The sequence below is a fragment of the Streptomyces pratensis genome, from assembly GCF_037137275.1.
GTDB lineage: Bacteria > Actinomycetota > Actinomycetes > Streptomycetales > Streptomycetaceae > Streptomyces > Streptomyces pratensis_B.
The window spans coordinates 14,450-33,494 of the sequence record NZ_JBBBEN010000066.1 but is presented as its reverse complement, the minus strand read 5'-3'; the positions used below and the strand labels follow the sequence as shown (position 1 = coordinate 33,494).

Here is a 19,045-nt window from a genome sequence, read left to right as displayed (position 1 = left end):
GGTCATTTCCTCAACAGCTTTCCGGCGCGCTCGCGCAGCACGGCGACGGCGTCGGTGGCGGCCTTCTCGGCCCGGACGCCCGCCTTGTCGGTGGTGCCGCCCGCCCACGCCCCGGCGTGAACGGCGACGGCCTTCTTGCGCACCGTCGTCTCGACCGCGAGCGGCTGAAGGCGGAACTGCCCGGCATCCCAGCGCAGCAGCGCTATGCAGGCGCGGGAAGCGACGACCGCCTCAGGAGTGAGGGGCCCGGCGGACGTCACCCGGTCCATGTCGACGGTGAGAGGAGAACCGCCGACGTCGAACGCCAGCCGGCCCCCCTCGCTGCGGGCCGCGTACCCCTCGAACAGCACGGGCACCGCGATCCGGACGGGGTGCCGGTCCAGTGGCGCGACCGGATCGGCCGTCGCGGCGGAAAGCGTCACGCGCGCCGTGGCGAACGCGTCGGCGGGCCCGCCCGGGCGTGCTCGGGCGTCGTCCCAGAGAAGGTCGCCCTCAGCGGTGACCGGCATGGCGTCGAGATCCATCGAGCGGCCCTCGCTCACCGCGGCGAGCAAGGACAGCCGCGGACGCAGCAGCTGCCACACCCCCGCACCGACGACCGTGTCGGGCTTGGGCGCCGACACCCCGGCGCGGACCAGCCGCGACGGCCCGTCGCCCGCGGGTTCGAACACGGCGTGGACCTGTGCCTGCACGGCCGTCGCGTGCTCCTGCAGATCGACCCCGATCGGCAGCAGCCGGCCGGTCGCCGCCTCGGCGGCCGGGGCCACGATGGCCCCGGGCACGGTCAACAGCACGGCGCGCGACCACAGATCGGCCCAGCGGCGCACGGGTAGGTGCTCCAGCGTCGCCCCGGGGCAGGACGCGGCGAGTTCGGCGACGAAGCCGTCGAGCAGCGTCGCCGGACGGCGCAGTGCGAGGTCCGGCAGCATCGCGGAGACGACCGGCCCGGCCCCGGAGACCAGCTCGTGGTCGATGCCGCGCCATCCGCGGCGGGCCAGGTCGCACAGCCACGTCCGGCTGGCGGCGAGCAGATGCGGCGCGTGCTCCCGCAGGCCCACGACCCCGTCGGTCGGGCCCTCGGAGCGGGCGCGCCCGGCGGCCTCGTCTATCCGTGCCGTCAGCGCGTCATGAACAGAGCCGAGCAGGGACTCCCGGGCGGCGGCGAGCGCGACGAAGTCGTCCTCGCCGGCGGCCCCGGCCGCGACCCGGGCGGACACCTCTGCGACCCGTCCACCCAGCGGTGTCCCGGCTACGGCGTCGGCGAGCCGGGCCAACGCGGCGCCCTGAGCGGGTCGCGGGCGGAGCAGCCCCTGCACCAGCGTGCTGTCGAAGGCGTCCACCGCGTCGAGCGCGGCCTCCAGCCCCTCGATCGGGTGGGACAGCAGATCCATGCGCATCAGGCCACCGTCCTCGTCGGCGGGAACCACTGCATCTCGGGCACAGGCGCGGTGATGGGGGCCAGTTCGAGATAGGCCAGCTGCCGCAGGAACCGGCTGAACACCTGGGCCGCGGCCGACGAGTCGCCCGGCACGGGACACGAGGCGGTCATGGCGGCCGTGAGCGACTGCGTACCGGCATCCCCCTCCGGGATCTCCACCTTGAGATATCGCGCGACGCGCTCCACCCCGTACTGCAGCACTGCCTCGGATACGAGCGTCTGGATGTGCTTGCAGAACATGCCGCGCGCACCGCCGCAGGGCCGGTTGTTGTTCGTGCTGCACGCGAACGCGTACGTCCCGGCCGCCACGGACGACACGTACACGCGCCCGATGTCCGATCCGCTGGAGACGACGCCCTGCAACCGCCCGTCGGCCAGTTCGGCGAACGGCACCTTGGCCAGCTTCCGCGGCCGCGCGGGCGGCACCACCCGCGCGGTACTCGACTTCTCCCAGACCGACAACGCGCCATCTCCCATGCATGCGAAAGGGGATGTCCACACCACTGCGGCGGAACACGACTGAACCTAGCTCCCACCACTGACATCGAGGGCGGTGAGCGGGCTCCGACGAGCTTCACAGGGTTAAGACGACCGGCAGCGGCCCGCCGAGGCGCGTCGCGTACGCCGCGGTGGGAGGCGGCGCTCAGTTGGGCGGCACGGAGACCGACCGGGCGTCAGCACCGACGACAACGTATCGAGGGAGCCGGGCCCCGCTGGCGCCACGGCGAGAGAGCAGCCCCCGCCGGATCGCGCCGAACGTTGCGCACGCGGTCCTGTAGACGCCGGCGACGGAGACAGCGCCGACGGAGACCCCGGCTGCCGCGTGCCGATCGGGACGACGGGTGACTGGCCGCCAGAGCCGAAGCACCGCAGACCTGGTGCCGGAGATGCCCACCCAGCAGGAAGGCCGACCCGGCGTCCACGACTACCCCGGGCCGGAGGCGCCCGCGTCGGCTGGCCCGACGGGCAGCAGAGACCGACGGAACAGGGCCCGGCCGGCCGCGGGCGCGCCCCGGAACGCCGGCTGTTACGCACGCTGTGACGGGCCGGCAACGGCACAGGCTCCGGAAGAGGCGTCGGCTCCCCGGGGACCGCCCCGCCGCCCGCGGAGCGGAGTCCGGCGGGGAGGACGCGAGCGACATGCCTGACGGATCATCTGGACACGCGTGGTTACTCTCGCGCCGTCGCGCAGTCGGCCCGGGGCGTGGTCACTCGCCCGTCGGGGCGGCCTGCTGCACCACCTCGAAGGACCACACGGTGGAGCCGCTGGCCGCGGGCTTCGGACGCTCGCCGCTCTTCGCGTCACCGCCCTGGTGGGCCGCCTTCATCGGGCCCTCCATCCAGGTCTGGAAGGACTCCTCGTCACGCCAGCGGGTGTAGACGAGGTAGTTGTCCGTGCCCTCGACGGGCCGGAGGAGTTCGAACCATTCGAACCCGTCGGAGCCCTCCACAGCGTGGGCCCGGGACGCGAAGCGCTTCTCCAGGGTCTCGCGTTGTTCTTCGGGGACAGTCAGCACGTTGATCTTGACTACGCTCATGTGTCCATCCTGCCGTACGAGGTCCGGCGGCACGCGCAGCGGCCTGGGGTGCCGGACATCACCGTGCGAGAGGAGCATGCGGGTGCACCCGGCCGCTCCGAGCTCCCCCCTGCCGGGCGCGTTGCGGACGGCGACAACGAGGGCGAGGCCGGATGTCAGCTAACCGGTCACGCGCCATGTGCGGTGCCTGCGTCACCCGGGGGAGTGGCTTATGCGCCTGTCGCCCCGTCGCGCGCTGCTCCCGGCGGAGTCTGCTGCCACCATCGGTGCCGACTCCTCCCCGGGGCCGACGAAGCCGACGACCGGCGCTCTCGGACACGGTTCGCCGGACGGCGGCCTCGCGCGCCGAGCGTACTTCCAAGGTCAGCGTCGAGGGCGAGGACCGGGCTTCGTCCGGGCCCAGCTGTCGGAGGCGGGGAGCACCCGGCCACACGACCTCGTGCACGTCCCGGAGGGACGCGGGGCGCTTGGAGAGCGAAATGCCCACACAGCGACCGGAAGGCGACGATGACGTCCTCGACCACTCCCACCCCGGCCAACACCACCGGCCCGGACGGCACCGCACTCGTCTATACGGGCGGAACCCGCCCCGGGCCGGGCGACACCTTGTGCGTGTACGCGGATCTGCGCTGTCCGTTCTGCAAACGGGTGGAGAGAGGGCTGGGCGCGGTCATGGAGGAACTGGCAGCGGAGGGCCGCCTCACCCTGGAGTACCACTTCGCGACGTTCATCGACGAGGCCGCGGGAGGCACCGGTTCCCTACGGGCTCTGAGCGCGGTCGGCGCTGCCTCCGACATCGGTCCCACGGAGTCCCTGCGGTACATCCGGGCGCTGTACGCTTCCCAGCCCGCAGAAGACCACGACCTCTTCGCCGAGACCGACGCGCTGCTGCGGATCGCCGAGGAGGTCGACGGGCTGCGCGGCCCTCGCTTCGACCGCCAGGTCACCGAGGGCGCCTACCTGCCCTGGGCGCGCAGGGTTGCGGACGCCTTCAAGGCCAGCGGTGTCACGGGCACGCCCACCGTCCTCTTCAACGGTCGCCCGGTCTCAGTCATCAGCCCCATGGGGTACGCGGTGACCCGTGAGGCGTTCCTGGCCGAGCTGGAATGAGCCGAGCCGGGCCAGGAGACCGGTCGGCTCCAGCGCCTCCCGACCCGCCGGCCCCGGCCCGTCGAATCCCTCGACGCGCGGGCCCTGTGAGAGCCGATGCGCGAGCGGCGCGGCCCCTACGCTCCGGCGACGGGGCGTGCCTCCGCGGTCGGCGAAAGCCCGGCTCGCGCCATTTTGGGCTCGGACGGGAGCCCGGTGACTGCGACCAGAGCAGGCAAAGGCCCCTCTCCAGGACGTCGCTACCGCGTCACTACCGTCGCCGCGGCGGGCCACGGTGGCCGAAGAGGCAAGATCTGGCCGCTGGTGGAACCGCGGCTGACGGAAGAAACCCGGGTCGTAGCGCATATGGCGCTGTACGGCAGCCTATGAAGTACTTTCAGGAACTTGCGATGCCTTGATGCGACGTGCCCCATGGTGGTCTTTGCTTTCCTCCGGATGCCCTCCCGTCCTCCTGGTGGGCTCCTGGACGATTGCGCAAGTGCGCCAAGGCCCGGCGTACGACCCCGCGAAGCAGACCCTGAGCGTGCTGGCGTCCTATGGGGCCAGCAGTTACTGGCTGATGACGGGGACGTTGCTGGTGCTGGGCCTGTGTTACGTGGCCACGGCGCATGCGCTGCGGACAGCCGCGCCCGCCGGGCGCATGGCTCTGGCAGGCGGTGGAGTGTGCGCGCTGACGCTGACCCTGGTGCCCGCTCCGAGCACCGGCGGGGCACTGGAGCACGGGGCCGTCGCCGCGGTGGGCCTCGTCCTCCTGGCGGTATGGCCTCCCTTGGCGGCCCTCCGCGGAACGGAAGCGGCCCCGTGGGGGCTGAGGTTCGATGTCTCCCTCGCCGCGAGCGCTGTGATGTGCGCGAGCGCGCTGTGGTTCCTGGCGGAACTGCAGAGCGCCGGAGTGCCCGGCGTCGCTGAGCGTGTCGTGACGTTCGCCCAGGCGCTCTGGCCCTTCCTGGTCGTCGTCTCCTGCCGCCGTTGGCGTATGGCGTGAGGGGCTCCAGGTGTGGGGTCGGGGCCCGGCGGTCCCGATGCGCGGCGGACAGAGGCGCGATCGCAAGGCTGGCAGCACCGTAAGGGTTTCGTCATGAAGGAAACCCCCTGCCGGGCCGCGGCGTCGGGTTGGATGGCAGCGCACAGGACCGTTCGGGTGAAGGGGTATGTCGTGGGGCGCGTCACAAGAAGAAGGATCTGGGCCGGAGCAGCGGTCGCGGTGTCGGGTGCTCTGGCGGCCGGGCTGGTCTGGTTCAAGCCGTGGTCGCTGTGGGTCGACGAGACGGTGCACGAGGCGCTGCCATCCGCGGCGGCCCCGGCCGTGACCGGCGGCGCTGCGCCGCCGGCCGCCGTGCCCGACGACGCAGCGTCGGCCGCCCCCGTGCCTGAGGCCCCGCGGTCCTTGGCAGAGGGTCGGTTCATCAGCCATGAGCACACGACCAAGGGATCGGTGAAGCTGGTCCGGCTGGCCGACGGGACGCACACCCTGCGGCTGGAGGAGTTGGACACGAGCAACGGCCCTGACCTCCATGTGTGGCTGACCGACGCGCCGGTGAAGGAGGGCCGGGCGGGCTGGGGCGTGTTCGACGACGGGAAGTACGTCAGCCTCGGCAAGCTGAAGGGGAACAAGGGAGCACAGAACTACCCCCTGCCGGAGGGTGTCGACTGGTCCGCGTATTCGAGCGTGAGCATCTGGTGCGACCGCTTCGACGTGTCGTTCGGGGCGGCCGAACTCATGCACACGTGACACGGTGCGCCTGCCGGAAGCCGCCGTCTCCACAGCGGAGCGGCGAGGCCGGCCCGGGCGGACAGCGAGGACGGAGCTCGTCCGGCGCCTGGGCTCCGGACGGGGACTGCCGAACGGGCGCCGGCACGCCTCGACGGACGAGGAGCCGCCCGCCCGTAAGGCCGGACTCCCACGGGCGCGGGGGAGCGGAGTCGGCTGACCGGTTTCGTCGGCCAGAGTTCCGCGCCCCCCGCCCCGTTCGCCTGCCCCCCGTACGCTGACGGAAAGGGGCGCACGCGCCCAGGTACGAGGGGAGACCGTCGTGACCACACCAGTGGCCGGGCCCGGCTCGCCGCCGAGTTACCCACCGAAGACGCCGCCCCCGCCCAAGAAGCCCATTTCGCCCCCGCCGCCGGAGCCCGGGGCCGGCCCGGCCCGGTCCCCGGGGGCGTTGGCAGGAACGCGGGCGCACGGAGTGACGATGCGCAACCGGCGGGGAGTGAACTGGACGCTGGAGAACGAGCCCTGGTCCGTGGGGGTGGCACGCCGCCGCGTTGTCGCCCAGCTGGGGGAGTGGGGGTACGGGCCCGGCCCCGAGCTCCAGGAGGCGGTCGAGGCGGTCACCGGCCTCCTTGTCACGGCTGCTGCCTCCGACCGGGGACGCCGTATCAGCGTCCATCTCTCCGACCAGGAGCGGCAGGTGTGCGTCGTCGCTCTGTCCCACCAAGCAGGCGCGCCCACCGGGCACGTCCTAGACGGCGACCGCATCCTGCACGAGATCACGGAGCAGACCGGTGTGGTGGGGTGCGGCACGGACGCCGGGCCCCACGGGCGACGCGTCTGGGCGGTGATCGAGCTCTGACCTGACGGCGGGCGTGAGGCCGGTGACTGCAGGCGCGCCATCACCGAGCCCGTGAGCAGCGTGATGAGCACCCGAACGACAAGAGGGCCGGCCGGGCATGCGCCGAAGGAGGTTTCGGTGAGCGCCCCGGGCCGCTCCGTCGCATCGCGGAGGCGTGCGTCGAGGGGCTGACGAACAGGGTGGCGGGGCTGACGGACAAGGTGGCGCCGTTTCCAGCCCGGCGGGGCCGGTCGTCCTGCTCGGGCGACCGGTCATCAGCCGGACGTGCACCCGCCGATGAGAAGCCACGGCTCTCCGGACCGCAGAGTCGGCTCCGGCGGCGGAAAATACCTGGGGCAAGCACGACGGCTGTGCCAAGGTCATCCGGTGGACACTTCCCGTCGTGACCTGTTGCGCTGGCAGTTCGACCTGACCTGGTCGCTCTTCGAATACCACCTGGAACGACTGAAGCCTGAGGACTTTTTGTGGGAACCGGCCTCTCACTGCTGGACTGTGCATCGGCAGGCCGACGGAACGTGGCAGCCCGACTGGGCGGAGACGGAACCGGAACCGGTACCCGTTCCGACCATCGGTTGGGTGAGCTGGCATATCGGCTGGTGGTGGAGTACGGCAGTCGAACACGCGCGGGGTCGGCGGCCCCCGGAACGAACGGCGATCACGTGGCCGGGGGATGCCGAAGGGACCGTCGGATGGCTGCGCGCCATCCGCGACGACTGGCTCGGGGTGCTTGAGGACCTCGAAAACACCAGGCTGGACGCCCCTGTGGCGTTTCCGTGGGACGAAGATGCCGCACTGACAGTCGCCCACATGGCCGCCTGGGTGAACGCGGAGCTGATGAAGAACGCGACGGAGATCGGTCAGCTCCGGCTGCTGCGTGCCGCTTCCACGCTCTGACCGGCTCGGCAGCGCCGTCACCGTAGGTGCCCGAGCACCGCTGCGCCTGAGGGCCGGCCAGTTCACCTCCGCCAGTCCTCGATTCCGCCTTGTCGGCCGGCGTTGTGCGCACCCGGTGCCCCTGCAACGCCACCACTGACCGGAGCGCGCAGCTGCAGGCCTCTGCGAAGACCCGCCGCCCACGACGCCGACCTCTGCACGGAACGGCACACCGTCGAGCGTCTGATGAACCAGTTGAAAGCCCGGCGAGACATCCCCCTCGCTACGACAAGACCCCGGCAGCTCCCTCGTCGGCCTTCACCTGTGCGCCTCGACCATCCGACTCGGAGACCTCACCCGGACCGCCCCCTGATCGCCACTCCATCTGCTCCCTGACGGAGCCCCGGTTCAGGCCAGGGGACAGCTCAACGGAAGCACTCGTTCGGACAGCCGACCGGTGAGATGAGTGTCGGTGACCACGGCATCGGTCAACCAGTCCACTGCGGACAACCGCTCCACCAGGGCGGGGAGTTCGCTGAGAGGGACGACACACCAGGAAGCGAGGTCCTCCACACCGATGCCCTCGCCGCTGGTCCCGAGCCGTCCGGCGAAGTCGCTCCGGGTGGCAAGGGCGATAGCGAGCAGGCGGGCGTCTGCTCCCGTCCTGGCCTTGCGCAGCTTCTTCTCGCTGACGACTCTCTGCGCCCAACCGCTGAGCTTGGGGCGGACTTTCTTGCCGAACGCGAAGGGTCCGTGGCCGCTGTGGTCGGGGACCAGCGACGGAACGGTGATCTGGGTGGGGTTCTCCGGCCGGGAGGCGAGCAGGTCGCTGATGGTGCCGGGAAGGACCAGCCAGCCGTTGTCCACGAGCTGGGCGACCAAGTCCTCCGGCTCCCGCAGGGGCAGGGAAGCGACGTCCTGTCCGACCAGGTTTCCCGTGCCGGTGAGCGCGGTACGCAAAGTCAGCATCAGCATCAGCAGCCGTGCTTCCGGACTGGGCGAACCGGTGTGCTCGGCGAGGTGGGCGAGGACGGACCGTGCGTGCTCCCACAGCGTGGGCGCGGTCAGCAGGCGATCGGTGACCGGCCCGTCGCCCACCGCGCTCTGACCGGTCCGCTGCTGGTGCTGGATACGGGCGGCGTCGGCGGCCTGCTCGGCGCGTCGAGCGTCCAGCATCAGCCGGGTGTCTCCGGTGACCTCCGCCCACGTGGTGAAGGCTTGAGCCTTCCGGGCGTGCAGATCCGCGAGGTACGCCAGGTCGGGTTCCGTCCGCTGCTGGTAGGCACGGAAGAGATCGCCGAGCTCGACCAGTTCGTCGCGCAGAACGGCAGGGCGCAGATCGTGCGGCACGATCCGCTGTGCGATCTTCCCGCACGCCGGGCGCCGCCGGGCGCCGCCGGGCCGGGGCGCGGGAACCTCTCGCGGTAGGGCGGCCAGGGCTGCGGGACTGTGGGAGAACTGCGGACCGGACGCGACCGGGCTGGGCAGGCGGTCGGCAGCGGCGACGGGGCGGCTCTCGCGCGCCGGGCCAGGCGCGGTGACGGCAGTGGCGACGATCTTCGCGGAGGGGTGGGCGGCCGCGCAGCGCGCACAGCACTCCATCGCCTGCCACCAGCGGCCTTGCCGGTCGGTGATGACGGCCAGGACGACAGGGCCTCCGCACCGCCACGACGTGCCACGTCCGGGGCCGGCGGGTCGGATGTGCAGGTGGCAGTCCTCGGCTTTGCAGGAGCAGTACGCCTCGGGCCGAGGACCTGAAGCAGCTTGCAGATGGGCCTTCAGATGAGAGACAGCCGCCGCTCGACCCGCAGCGGGGTTGGGGAGGCGCTGGGCAGTGCAGGCCGGGCGGCTGCACGACACGCGTACCACCGCACTGTCCCGACTGACCGGGTCCAGACGCACTGTCCACTTGCGCCCCGGTACTCGCGCACCCAGCTCGTTCTTTGCCGCGATCTCCACGCCTGCCATGCCTTTCTGACTGTTCCTCATGCGCGCCCAAGTCTGCACGCAGGGCCCCGGGGCGGGCACGTTGTGGGCCCGGGGCCCCTCTGGTGCCGCAGACGGACCGCCCCTGCGACAGGGCGTGGGCACTGCGGTGCCATGGCCGTCGGCGAAGAGGACGACGACGGACGGTGCCGGGCGCGTACTGAGCTGATCAGGCGCCGAGCCCGGTCGCATTCCTGCCCGGAGATTCTCGGGGGGCATCGCCCACCATGTCCTCGAACCGTTTCGTGGGGGGAGGGCTCACCCTTCACCAGGGCCTTGTCGGTAGCGCTTCGGTACACGGTTCTGCTGTCCTTCGGCCAGGGGCGCCTCACGGTCTCGTGATCGCCCCCTTCGAGTGGCCGGCCGAGCCGCCCGGTCGGACGAACAACCTGTGCGCCGGCGCATACGACGCGTGGAGACGAGCCGCGGGCCCGCCGCGGCCATCGACGGCACCGCCTTCGCTGCGGGACCCGGCCGGGGCAGGGGCCGAGTCCAGGTGTGCGTCCATGGGGCCGCCCGTTCGGCCAGGTGCGGGGTGGAGCACACGGCGTCGACCGGCGCGTCGACGGCGGTCCGGTCGCCTCGGGCTCGGACGACGCAGACCCGGCGGGCATGCCCCGGCCGGCTCCCGTGTGTGCGACGGACCGCATACGAGTCCGCTCCCTGGCGAGACGTGGAGGGAGAAGCGTCGGAACGTGAGCGGCGTCACCGGCGCGGGCGGCGAGAGCCCGGACGGTGGGAGAGCCCGAGTCGAAGGCGGGGTGCATATCCCACCCAACGACTCGGCGGAGAAGGAGTGTCGGAGAAATAGATCACGTTATCGGCCTGTCATGAACGGCATGACTGGGTCTGCGGGGTCTCGGTGCCCTCGCCGTGGGGGCCTTGCCTGCTTGGTTCCGCGCGGGCCCCGGGCGCCTTAGAGGTCGGCGGACCGGGCTTGATCGGGCTGTGCTTCGAGGTCCATGCCGTCGGCCGCTCGGCGTTCACTCTGCACCACCCGGAGGGCCACCGGGACGCGTATCGGTCCTGGACATGGCTGAGGGCGGCCTGGTCCGGTGGGCGCCCGGGGACTTCGTCCGGAACCCGGCCGTACCGCTCGGCGCGGTCTCGGCCACGGAGCCCACGGGATCGCCGCGTGCGGCTACGCGGGAGGCGCGCTCGGCGTCGGCTGCGTGGTCTGCGGCCTGGCCGCCGCCCGGCTCCAGCCTCTACGCCCTGATCCGGCGGCTGCGCCTGTGCGACACCGGAGACGGGTGCCGCACAGGCGCGGCTCCGGGAGAGCCGCCGCCTGATGCACACCGGTTGCGTTCCTTCAGCTGCCGCCCCGCCTCGATGATCGACCCCCGAACGTGCCCAGGGCGCGGTTCGCGGCCGGCAGGGAGGACGTCGGAAGGGTGCGCGCCTTGACCGCGGTGCCCGGCGGGGGCCTCGGTGTGCGGCGGGGCGGACACCAGCACCGGAGCGAGCGCATGACCACCACCGTCTTCGCCCAGTTCACCCGGCGCGCCACCGGCATCACCGCCCAGCTCACGCTCTCGGCACCCCGCCCACCGCACTGGCCTTGCCGCCCGCGGAACCGAGCCTCACCGGTGCGGGGCCCGGGGACTACGCCGTACCGGTCGATCGCTCCACCCCTGCCCGGTGCACCACCGGGCAGACGCTGCGAGAGCTGAGGGTCTGACCACGTCGGCTCCGTACCGGTGTCGCGAGCTCCCGGGCGGCCTTGATGAGCAGGGGCTTTGGGGAAGGAGACGACGCTCGTCGGAGCGCCACGGGACTCCGAAACTCACACGCCGTGCCCCGCCAGACCGTTGCGCCACGCCCAGGCCGCGATCTCGACGCGGTTTCGCGCACCGAGCTTCGCCTGCACATTGGCGAGGTGGGTCTTGACCGTGCCTACCGTGATGGAGAGGGCCAAGGCGATCTCGGCGTTGGTCAGGCCCTCGGCCAACCGCCCGACCACCTCGCGCTCGCGCGGGGAAAGCTGGGTGGCAGCGGCCCGTGAGGTGGAGCCGCCCGTACGGAGCTGTCTCAGGAGCCGTACGGTGATCGACGGGCTCACCAGCGAGTCACCGACTGCGGCCGCCCGGACCGCCTCGGCGAGCAGCCGGGGGCCGGAGTCCTTGAGGATGAACCCCGCGGCTCCCGACGCCACGGCGCGGGCCAGGTAGTCCTCGTCGTCGAAGGTGGTCACCATCACAACCTGCGGCCGGTGCGCGGCATGGGGCCGGGTGAGGTGACGCAGGGCGTCGAGGCCGTCCAGACGCGGCATACGGATGTCCATGAGGACCACGTCCGGCCGGTGCGACTCCACCATCGCCAGAGCCTGGAGACCGTCCTTGGCCTGGGCGACCACCTGGATGTCGTCCTCGGCGGACAGGATCATGGCCATGCCGGTGCGGACGATCTCCTGGTCGTCCGCCAGCAGTACCCGGATCACCGGCGGTCCCTCCACGTGTTCTCCCAGGGGATGCGGGCGCTCACCCGCCAGCGCCCGCTGCTGTCGAAGCCCGCCTGGAAGAGGCCGCCCTCGTCGGTGACACGTTCCTCCAGACCGGTCAGACCGTACCCCGCCGTGACGGGTGTCTCCGTGCTCGGGGCGGAGGGAGCGTTGACGACGTCGAGATCCGCCGAGCCGGCCAGGGCCCGGAGGGTCACGGTCACGTCCCGGGAGCCCGGTGCGTGCTTCCGTACGTTGGTCAGCGCCTCCATCGCCACTCGGTGGAGGGTCGCGCTCGTCGCCGGGGGCAGGCGGTCGACGGGACCTTCCTCCGACAGACGGGCGCCGCCCCCGCCGGGAAGGGTGAACCCCGCGACCAGGGCGCGGACCCCTTCCACTCCGCCCAAGGGCGGTGCGGCCTCCGTGCGGAGCCCGCTGACCATGTGCCGCAGGGCTCGGAGGGCCTCCGAGCCCGCCCGTTCGATCTGGCCCAGCGCCGACAAGGCCAGCTCCGGCTTGGAGCCCGCGACGACCCGCGCTCCCTGGGCCTGCACCACGATGCCCGTCACATGATGGGCCACGAAGTCGTGCAGGTCACGGGCGAAGGCGAGCCGCTGTTCCAACCGCACCTGTTCCGCGTGGTGCCGACGGTCCAGGGCCGCGAGCCGGGCCACCAGCGCGCTGGTCAGCCCGGCGCAGACGGCAAGGGCGCAGAACAGAACGAGGATCAGGCTGTTCTCCGTCACCCGCACGGCCACCGGCCGCACCATCACGGCCAGACACAGCAGCGCCGCCGCCCCGGCGGCGGGCCGCGCGGCCCCGTACCGGACGGTGACGACCAGCACCACGATCAGCGCGGCGATCTCGAACAGGGTGTAGGCGTCGGCGTGCCCCGCCGACGACCCCGGCCGTCCGGCCACCGCCCGCATCCACGCACTGCACGCGAGGGACGCCGCTCCCGCCAGTGCACCGGCCGCAGCCGCGACCCGCGGATCGCCGCGCCACCGGTGTGCGGCCAGCACCGCCAGTGCCAGCAGTGACGTGACGGCGGAGGCGGAGGCCGGGAGCGCGAGGGGGGAGAGGTGGAGACCGATGCGGTAGTCGGCGGCGAGCGCCGAGGCCAGCCCGGCCACAACCACGACGACACCGAGGCGGAAGAGGACCCGGCGCGTACGGGAAGAGGCTCGACCGAAGTGCGGGGAGTGCATGCCCGCAGCTTAAGGACCGGAGCCGGGACCACCCCTCTGCCGAAAGTCGTAGTGGCGCCGAGCGTCCTCCGCCCTTCGGCAGATCCGCGACGGCATCCCGCACGGAAAGGATCGGCCTGCAACGAATCACCGGCATGCCGACCTCCCATGGACTCCCACATGAACTTCCAGACCGAGATTCCCACCTCCGCCGTCCTCGGACCGGCGCTCGTCGGCTTCGCGCTCGTGGCCTTGGCACGCCACCGGCGTGACGCTCCCGGCTGGCGCGGCGCTCCGCTGGCGCTGCGCTGCACTACTGCGCTCTACGCCGCGGCGGTCGCCTCGATCACCTTCTTCCCGCTGTGGATCTACGGCGGCATGTATCGCAACCAAGCGGCATGGTACGGGCAGATCCAGCCGATCCCGCTGCTCATGGCGGACATCACCATGCTTCCCAACGTCATCCTGTTCCTGCCGCTCGGCTTCCTGCTGCCGCTGCTGCGCCCGCACACCGGCCTCCGCGGCACGGCCATGGCCTCCGCGCTGATCAGCCTGAGTGTTGAAGTGCTCCAGATGCTCCAGTACATCGTGCTCGGCAACGGCCGCGCCGTCGACGTCAACGACCTGATCGCCAACACCCTGGGCGGTCTCCTCGGCTACGGCGTCCTGCGCGTCGCCCACCGGTCGACCGCCATGCGTGCCGTGCTGGAGAAGGCTGCCCCGTCTGCGCGCACGGTCGCCTGAGCCTCAGGGCTGGGGCCGGTCTGCTGAGGCAGTCACCTTCGCCGTGGAGGCCTCTCGGCCGTTTGCCGCGGGTGCTTCGGCGAGGGCCCAGCGGGGGAGGTCGACGGTTTGTGCCTGCTTCCCGAGATCGGTCAGGGCAGTGGCAGGGTGTGAGGATGCTCGGGCCCCAGGATGCGCTCGATGACCGTCCCCAGGGTCGGCGCGCGCACCCGGCCCTGGCCACTCCCGACACCCTGCCACGCGGGTGCGTCCGGCTCACCCCCCGATGGGACGCTGTGTCCGGCGCTCGGTTGCACAGCCCGAACCGAGGCCCTGACGGGCAGTGCCTGTGCGGACCCCCTCGCCTGGCTCACAAAGAAGCCGCAGGACCTGAGGGAGCGGAAGAGAGAGCGCGAACGTCTGGTGGCATGCCCTGAACTTCGTCGTCCGGGACCACCCTGACTCGCACCACGACCGCCCGGCGCCTCGGAGAGCTCGGGACCGCTGAGGCAACGGCGGTCCCGAGCTGTTCCCCGTCCGTGCCCAAGACGAGAGGGAGCCCCTCGTCGTGCAGGCCTCCGCACGCTTGCCGCACCGGATCGGCCAGCTCACCCTCTTGATCACCGCCGTCGTGCCGCAGGCAGCACCGCCCGGACCGAGCGCCCCGCCACCCCGAGACACCAGGGTTCGCGCTCTGCCCCGCCCGGCCGCCGGCCCCAGGCCACTGACCGAGCGCCGCGACACCGAGGGAGCCCAGCACGAGCCGGAGTACGAGGCCACCCGGGGCTGCCCGCCGTAAAAACTGGCATTCGCTTCGGTACGGCGGTCACCGCGCCCAACGCGATGCCGGCGGCGGGCAACGGCCGGAACGGGAGGAGTCCGCCGCCATCCGTTCCTGGACGCGGGGGCGGGCGGGTCGGCGGAAGGCCGCGGGAAGACGGCGAGGAGCTGTGGGCGGGTCACGCTGCTCCGCGGAGAACACAAATGCGTCGACAGTGCCCCTCGGCACCCGGCAAAGTGGTCGTCCATGACGAGCAGTGAGCTGTGGACCCGGGCGACCGCGGACCGCTACGACGCCGAGGAGACCGAAGCGTCCTCGGCTGCCGCTCTCGAACCGGCTCTTGCTTTCCTCGCCGAGCTCGCAGGAGACGGCCGGGCCCTGGAGTTCGCCATCGGAACCGGACGAGTGGGGGTCCCGCTCCGCGAACGCGGCGTGCCCGTAGCGGGCGTCGAGCTGTCCGAGCACATGGTAACCGTGCTGCGGCGCAAGCTCGACGAGAAAACCCTCCCTGTAGTCATCGGGGACATGGCCACCACCGTCGTACCGGGCGCATTCACCCTGGTCTATCTCGTCTACAACACCATCACGAACCTGCTCACGCAGGACGAGCAGGTCGAGTGCTTCCGCAACGCCGCACGTCATCTGGAGCCCGGCGGCCGATTCGTCATCGAGCTGGGTGTGCCGCCGCTGCGGCTCCTGCCGCCCAGCCAGGGTGCGGTGCCTTTCGATGTCTCCGAGCAGCACCTTGGCTTCGACACGTTCGACTTGGTCGAACAGATCCTTGTCTCGCACCACTTCACCCGAGACGGTGACGACGGCCGCTACCGCCGCGACAATTCCCGGCACCGGTACGCCTGGCCGGCAGAGCTCGACCTGATGGCACGGATCGCTGGGCTCGAGCTGGAACGCCGTGTCGCGGACTGGGACGAGGCCCCGTACACCCAGGACTCCGTGAAGCACATCTCCGTGTGGCGCAAGCCGGCTTGAGGTCGGCCATGGGGCTGCCAACGCGGAACGCGCCTGCCGCAAGGTTTCTGACGAAACGTCAGGCAACGTCGGTAGACCAGTGCGCATCCGAGGGTGAGGCGGCTTCGTGGGTGTCGTCGCGCATCTCCCCGTGGATTGGCAGGCGGCGGCACCAGGGCAGGGGAGCGCTGCGCGTTCCCCGAGCCGGCGTGGGGTGCGAGTTCGGAGCCGTGCTCGATACCACGACGGGCGATCAGCGGCTTCGCCCGAGCTCCCGGACGAGGCGGCGGCACTTGCCGTGGCCGTGGCCTCTACCGCCCAGCACCACGTCCGGGCGGCGCCGGCAGCGCACCGCGCTCGCCTCGCACCGGCGGTACCACCTGATGCGGCGGAGTCAGCTGGGTGACGTCATTTCGGTCGCCGCCGCTCGCAGTGGTGGCGAGCAAGATGCCGACACTGCCGGTGATCAGGCGATGTTCGCTACCTGCGCTGCCCGCGCTGCCCGCGCTGCCCGCGCTGCTCCGGTCAACGGGGCTGCATCCCGTCTTGGGCGCCCCTCTCCACGCCCGTCTACGGGAGCCGTTCGAAGGCCGCCCGGAGAAGCCCAGAGCGTTCACGCTGCGAAGCTTGCTGGAGGGCCCTCGCGCAGCCGGGGCCAGACGCCGGCCTCGGTCCTCACGGCGAGACGATCCCGGTGTGCAGGACGAACACGGCGCCCTGGAACACATGCCGGTCCGGATGCCGCCCTTCGTCCGGGGCGCCGGGGCCGACGTACCACCTGCGGTAGCAAGGTGTCCCACGTGGCAGTTGGTTGATGCGGCAAGAAGCCGGACTGAGGGTGCTGATGACCTGTCGCGCCGACTTGTTCCGGACCAACCGAGTCAGCCGGCCGCTCCGTTGGCACCGAAGCGCACGTCCCGCAGGGCCGGGAGCACGGCCTCGGTGGACGAGCGCGCGGGGTTCACGGCTGTGGTGCACGGGCTGACGAGCGGGTGCGCGTGGAGATACCTGCCGGAGTCGTTCGGCGTCCCACCGCCCCCGAGCACCGTCGGTCCAGCGCGTGGACGAGGACCGGTCATCGACCGCGGCACTCGTGCCGACGTGATCGCCCGCTGACCCTGGGGCCGTTTCGCGCCTCCTGGCCGGCCGGGCGCATGGCGTCCGGCCGGCCAGGAGTCCTGCACTGGTTCAGGCGGTACCGCAGGGGGCGCCGCTGAGGGTGAACGCGCTGGGAGCGGTGTTCGTGGTTCCGCGCGCCGCAGTGAAGCCGACGGTGACCGAGCCGTCGGCCGGGATGGAGGAGGTGTAGGAGGCGGGGGTGACGGAGACGGTGCCGCCGCTCTGGGCGGGAGTCCCGCCCCACATGTTGGTGAGGCTCTGGCCGTCGGCGAAGGTGAAGTCGAGAGTCCAGGCGTCGATGGCGGTGGCGCCGGTGTTGCGGATGACGATCTCGCCCTGGAATCCGGCCGGCCAGTCGCCGACCACCCGGTAATCGACCGAGCAGCGTATGCCCGGCGTGCCACCGTCCGCGTCGGTGGTGACGGTCACGGTGGGGGAGCGGACCGAGCGGTTCCCGGCCGCGTCCCGGGCGTAGACGGCGAAGGTGTACTCCGTGTCGGCGGCCAGGCCGGCCACCGTGGCGCGGTTCGTGGCGGAAGAGGCGACCGGGGCTTCCGACCCGCCGCTGACACGGACGACGTCGTAACCGGCGACAGCGACGTTGTCCGTGGCCGCGGCCCAGGCCAGGACGGCTGACGTCGCCGTCACCGCGGAGGCGGCCGGCGTGCCGGGAGCGGTAGGAGCCTGGGTGTCACCGGGGGTGCCATCGCCATAGACCGTGGCTTCCTGGGAAGTCTGGGCGATGCCGTTGACACCGTGGAAGATGCGCTCGCCCCAGGAGCTGAGCCGGCTGGGGTCGAAGTCGATCGCCAGGTCGAGGACCGGGTCGGTGTTGCCGCTCCAGGACCAGGCGAGATAGCCGAGGCCGAGTTCCTCGGAGACTGCCATCATGGTGTCCTCGTCCGGGTCGCCCCACTGGTCGGCCGGCCCTCCGAACTCACCGATGACCAGGGGCAGCCCGGCGTCCACGAAGCTGTTCAGGTAGGCGGTCACCTTCTCGGCGGTGTTGTAGACGCTGTACATGTGGATCGAGAAGATCAGGTTGCCTGTGGTGTCGGCCTCGTAGACGGTCTGGGCGTTGGCGCGCATGACGCCCTGCCAGTCCTGGCCCCAGTTCGGCGCGTCCACCATGATCGTGTGCTGGAACCCCGCGCTCCGCAGCTTCTGGACGGCGGCGACGGTGGGCGCGGTCCAGCCCTGCGGGTCGGTGTTGCCCCAGGGCTCGTTGCCGATGTTGATGACGACGTAGTCCTCCTCGCCGGCGAGGACACCACGCAGGCTGATCCAGTAGTCGGCGGCGTGGTCGAGTGTTCCGGCCGCGGCCTCCTCCCCGTACCCGGTGGTGTCGTGGACCTCCAGGACGCAGATCAGTCGGTTGGCCTTGCACAGGTCGACTATCCCAGCTACCTCCTGAGGGCCGTTCTCGCTCCAGCGGTGGCCGTCGGAGAGAACGACGCGGACGGTGTTCGCGCCCGTCGCCTTGATGTCGGCCAGCGACTGCGTCTGGCCCGGGTACCAGGTGTGGGCGTGATTGACGCCGCGCATGATGAAGTCGTTGCCGTTGCCTTCGAGCAGGCGGCCGTCACCGATGTGGAGACCGGCGGCCGCCGCGTCAGCCGTGCGGCCCGGTTCGCCGCCTCGTTCCCGGGCCTGGGCACTGGCTGGGCCCAAGACCCCGACGAGCCCCAGGAGGGCGGCCAGGGCGGCCAGCAGGGCGATGACGGGGTTGCCGCGTACCGTGCCTCGTGTTGTTCTCACTGCGACTCCGGATGGGTGGGCGCCAGGGGACCTGGACATGGAAGGAATCGAATGAATGGGAGCGCTCCCATGAAGCCACCTCGTCAGGGACAGGTCAAGGTGTCGCGCACGGCTCGGCGACGGTCCGTGGGCAATGGCTCACGAAGAGAAGCGTCCGCTACGGGGCGACATGCCAGTCTGTTCCCGCTGTGTCTCGGCCGTACCTTGACGGTCGACTCGGCGGTTCTTCTGCCCCGTTGATCTTGGTTCGCTTCCGGCGGGACGGGGGCATCGCAGTAGTGCGCGGATTTCCGCGGTGACCAGGCCGGCCTCCGGTTCTATGGGGCTGGCACGGTCGGTCAGCGGGTTGGGTGCGTCACGCCCTTTGCTGGAGTTTCGGAGGTAGTCGACCACCACTCCTCCGTGGTTTCCGGGCCCTGCGGAGACAGTTTCGGTGACGGCACGGAGAGGCCGGGGACCATGGTGGTTGAGGGCGAGGGCGGCAGCCTGCGCCTCGACGACGGCGTGGTGAGGGTGAGACGAGGCTGAACCACGGTGATCGTGTCCCTGCCCG

Annotated in this window: 14 protein-coding genes; 7 read left to right on the top strand and 7 right to left on the bottom strand. The window is 71.5% G+C overall.

Annotated elements, in window-relative coordinates:
• Nucleotides 1-2 precede the first annotated feature (2 nt).
• The 3 genes from V9U70_RS06150 to V9U70_RS06140 form a co-directional block, all read right to left on the bottom strand.
• Nucleotides 3-1,427, bottom strand: coding sequence for a hypothetical protein (locus V9U70_RS06150; RefSeq protein WP_336673436.1), 1,425 nt, complete (start codon nucleotides 1,425-1,427; stop codon nucleotides 3-5).
• The gene (locus V9U70_RS06145) at nucleotides 1,397-1,915 is read right to left on the bottom strand and encodes a hypothetical protein (RefSeq protein ID WP_336673435.1); all 519 of its coding nucleotides are present in this window, start codon (nucleotides 1,913-1,915) and stop codon (nucleotides 1,397-1,399) included. The genes V9U70_RS06150 and V9U70_RS06145 overlap by 31 nt, the downstream gene beginning before the upstream one ends.
• Nucleotides 1,916-2,646: 731 nt before the next feature.
• Nucleotides 2,647-2,976, bottom strand: coding sequence for an antibiotic biosynthesis monooxygenase family protein (locus V9U70_RS06140; RefSeq protein WP_336673434.1), 330 nt, complete (start codon nucleotides 2,974-2,976; stop codon nucleotides 2,647-2,649).
• A 507-nt stretch (nucleotides 2,977-3,483) separates the two neighbouring features.
• On the opposite strand from V9U70_RS06140, the gene V9U70_RS06135 reads away from it, so the two are divergent.
• The 5 genes from V9U70_RS06135 to V9U70_RS06115 all read left to right on the top strand — a co-directional run bounded on the left by V9U70_RS06135 (nucleotide 3,484) and on the right by V9U70_RS06115 (nucleotide 7,553).
• Nucleotides 3,484-4,086 carry a DsbA family protein gene (locus V9U70_RS06135; protein WP_336673433.1) on the top strand — a complete coding sequence of 201 codons (603 nt, stop codon included), beginning with the start codon at nucleotides 3,484-3,486 and terminating at the stop codon, nucleotides 4,084-4,086.
• Nucleotides 4,087-4,483: 397 nt separating this feature from the next.
• Nucleotides 4,484-5,071: a DUF998 domain-containing protein gene (locus tag V9U70_RS06130; RefSeq protein WP_336673432.1), complete on the top strand. Its 588-nt coding sequence runs from the start codon at nucleotides 4,484-4,486 to the stop codon at nucleotides 5,069-5,071.
• 171 nt (nucleotides 5,072-5,242) lie between these two features.
• Nucleotides 5,243-5,818, top strand: a complete 576-nt coding sequence (locus tag V9U70_RS06125) for a DM13 domain-containing protein (protein WP_419723942.1) — start codon at nucleotides 5,243-5,245, stop codon at nucleotides 5,816-5,818.
• Between the two features lie 460 nt (nucleotides 5,819-6,278).
• Entirely contained in the window at nucleotides 6,279-6,659 is a 381-nt protein-coding gene (locus tag V9U70_RS06120) for a hypothetical protein (RefSeq protein WP_336673431.1), read from the top strand.
• A 366-nt stretch (nucleotides 6,660-7,025) separates the two neighbouring features.
• A complete protein-coding gene (locus tag V9U70_RS06115; RefSeq protein ID WP_336673430.1) occupies nucleotides 7,026-7,553 on the top strand; it encodes a DinB family protein in 528 nt (175 codons plus the stop codon).
• Between the two features lie 387 nt (nucleotides 7,554-7,940).
• Here V9U70_RS06115 and V9U70_RS06110 read toward each other — a convergent pair whose 3' ends face one another.
• The 3 genes from V9U70_RS06110 to V9U70_RS06100 all read right to left on the bottom strand — a co-directional run bounded on the left by V9U70_RS06110 (nucleotide 7,941) and on the right by V9U70_RS06100 (nucleotide 13,166).
• Complete coding sequence (locus V9U70_RS06110; RefSeq protein ID WP_336673429.1) at nucleotides 7,941-9,134, bottom strand: hypothetical protein; 1,194 nt, start codon at nucleotides 9,132-9,134, stop codon at nucleotides 7,941-7,943.
• Nucleotides 9,135-11,304: 2,170 nt separating this feature from the next.
• Nucleotides 11,305-11,958 carry a response regulator transcription factor gene (locus V9U70_RS06105; protein ID WP_336673428.1) on the bottom strand — a complete coding sequence of 218 codons (654 nt, stop codon included), beginning with the start codon at nucleotides 11,956-11,958 and terminating at the stop codon, nucleotides 11,305-11,307.
• Nucleotides 11,955-13,166: a sensor histidine kinase gene (locus tag V9U70_RS06100; protein WP_336673427.1), complete on the bottom strand. Its 1,212-nt coding sequence runs from the start codon at nucleotides 13,164-13,166 to the stop codon at nucleotides 11,955-11,957. Before V9U70_RS06100 ends, V9U70_RS06105 begins: the two co-directional genes overlap by 4 nt.
• A gap of 159 nt (nucleotides 13,167-13,325) precedes the next feature.
• Between V9U70_RS06100 and V9U70_RS06095 the strand changes: the two genes are divergently transcribed.
• A complete protein-coding gene (locus tag V9U70_RS06095; protein ID WP_336673426.1) occupies nucleotides 13,326-13,889 on the top strand; it encodes a VanZ family protein in 564 nt (187 codons plus the stop codon).
• Between the two features lie 1,006 nt (nucleotides 13,890-14,895).
• Nucleotides 14,896-15,636: a class I SAM-dependent DNA methyltransferase gene (locus V9U70_RS06090; protein ID WP_336673425.1), complete on the top strand. Its 741-nt coding sequence runs from the start codon at nucleotides 14,896-14,898 to the stop codon at nucleotides 15,634-15,636.
• Between the two features lie 1,167 nt (nucleotides 15,637-16,803).
• Here the strand turns inward: V9U70_RS06090 and V9U70_RS06085 are convergent.
• Complete coding sequence (locus tag V9U70_RS06085) at nucleotides 16,804-18,492, bottom strand: cellulase family glycosylhydrolase (RefSeq protein ID WP_336673424.1); 1,689 nt, start codon at nucleotides 18,490-18,492, stop codon at nucleotides 16,804-16,806.
• Between the last annotated feature and the right edge of the window lie 553 nt (nucleotides 18,493-19,045).

What these genes read in the sequence shown, in the direction of transcription:
- V9U70_RS06130 (WP_336673432.1), top strand. Translation starts at nt 4,484, where the DNA reads ATGCGACGTGCCCCATGGTGGTCTTTGCTTTCCTCCGGATGCCCTCCC.
- V9U70_RS06095 (WP_336673426.1), top strand. Translation starts at nt 13,326, where the DNA reads ATGAACTTCCAGACCGAGATTCCCACCTCCGCCGTCCTCGGACCGGCG.
- V9U70_RS06120 (WP_336673431.1), top strand. Translation starts at nt 6,279, where the DNA reads ATGCGCAACCGGCGGGGAGTGAACTGGACGCTGGAGAACGAGCCCTGG.
- V9U70_RS06090 (WP_336673425.1), top strand. Translation starts at nt 14,896, where the DNA reads ATGACGAGCAGTGAGCTGTGGACCCGGGCGACCGCGGACCGCTACGAC.
- V9U70_RS06100 (WP_336673427.1), bottom strand. Translation starts at nt 13,166, where the DNA reads ATGCACTCCCCGCACTTCGGTCGAGCCTCTTCCCGTACGCGCCGGGTC.
- V9U70_RS06140 (WP_336673434.1), bottom strand. Translation starts at nt 2,976, where the DNA reads ATGAGCGTAGTCAAGATCAACGTGCTGACTGTCCCCGAAGAACAACGC.
- V9U70_RS06145 (WP_336673435.1), bottom strand. Translation starts at nt 1,915, where the DNA reads ATGGGAGATGGCGCGTTGTCGGTCTGGGAGAAGTCGAGTACCGCGCGG.
- V9U70_RS06135 (WP_336673433.1), top strand. Translation starts at nt 3,484, where the DNA reads ATGACGTCCTCGACCACTCCCACCCCGGCCAACACCACCGGCCCGGAC.
- V9U70_RS06110 (WP_336673429.1), bottom strand. Translation starts at nt 9,134, where the DNA reads ATGGAGTGCTGTGCGCGCTGCGCGGCCGCCCACCCCTCCGCGAAGATC.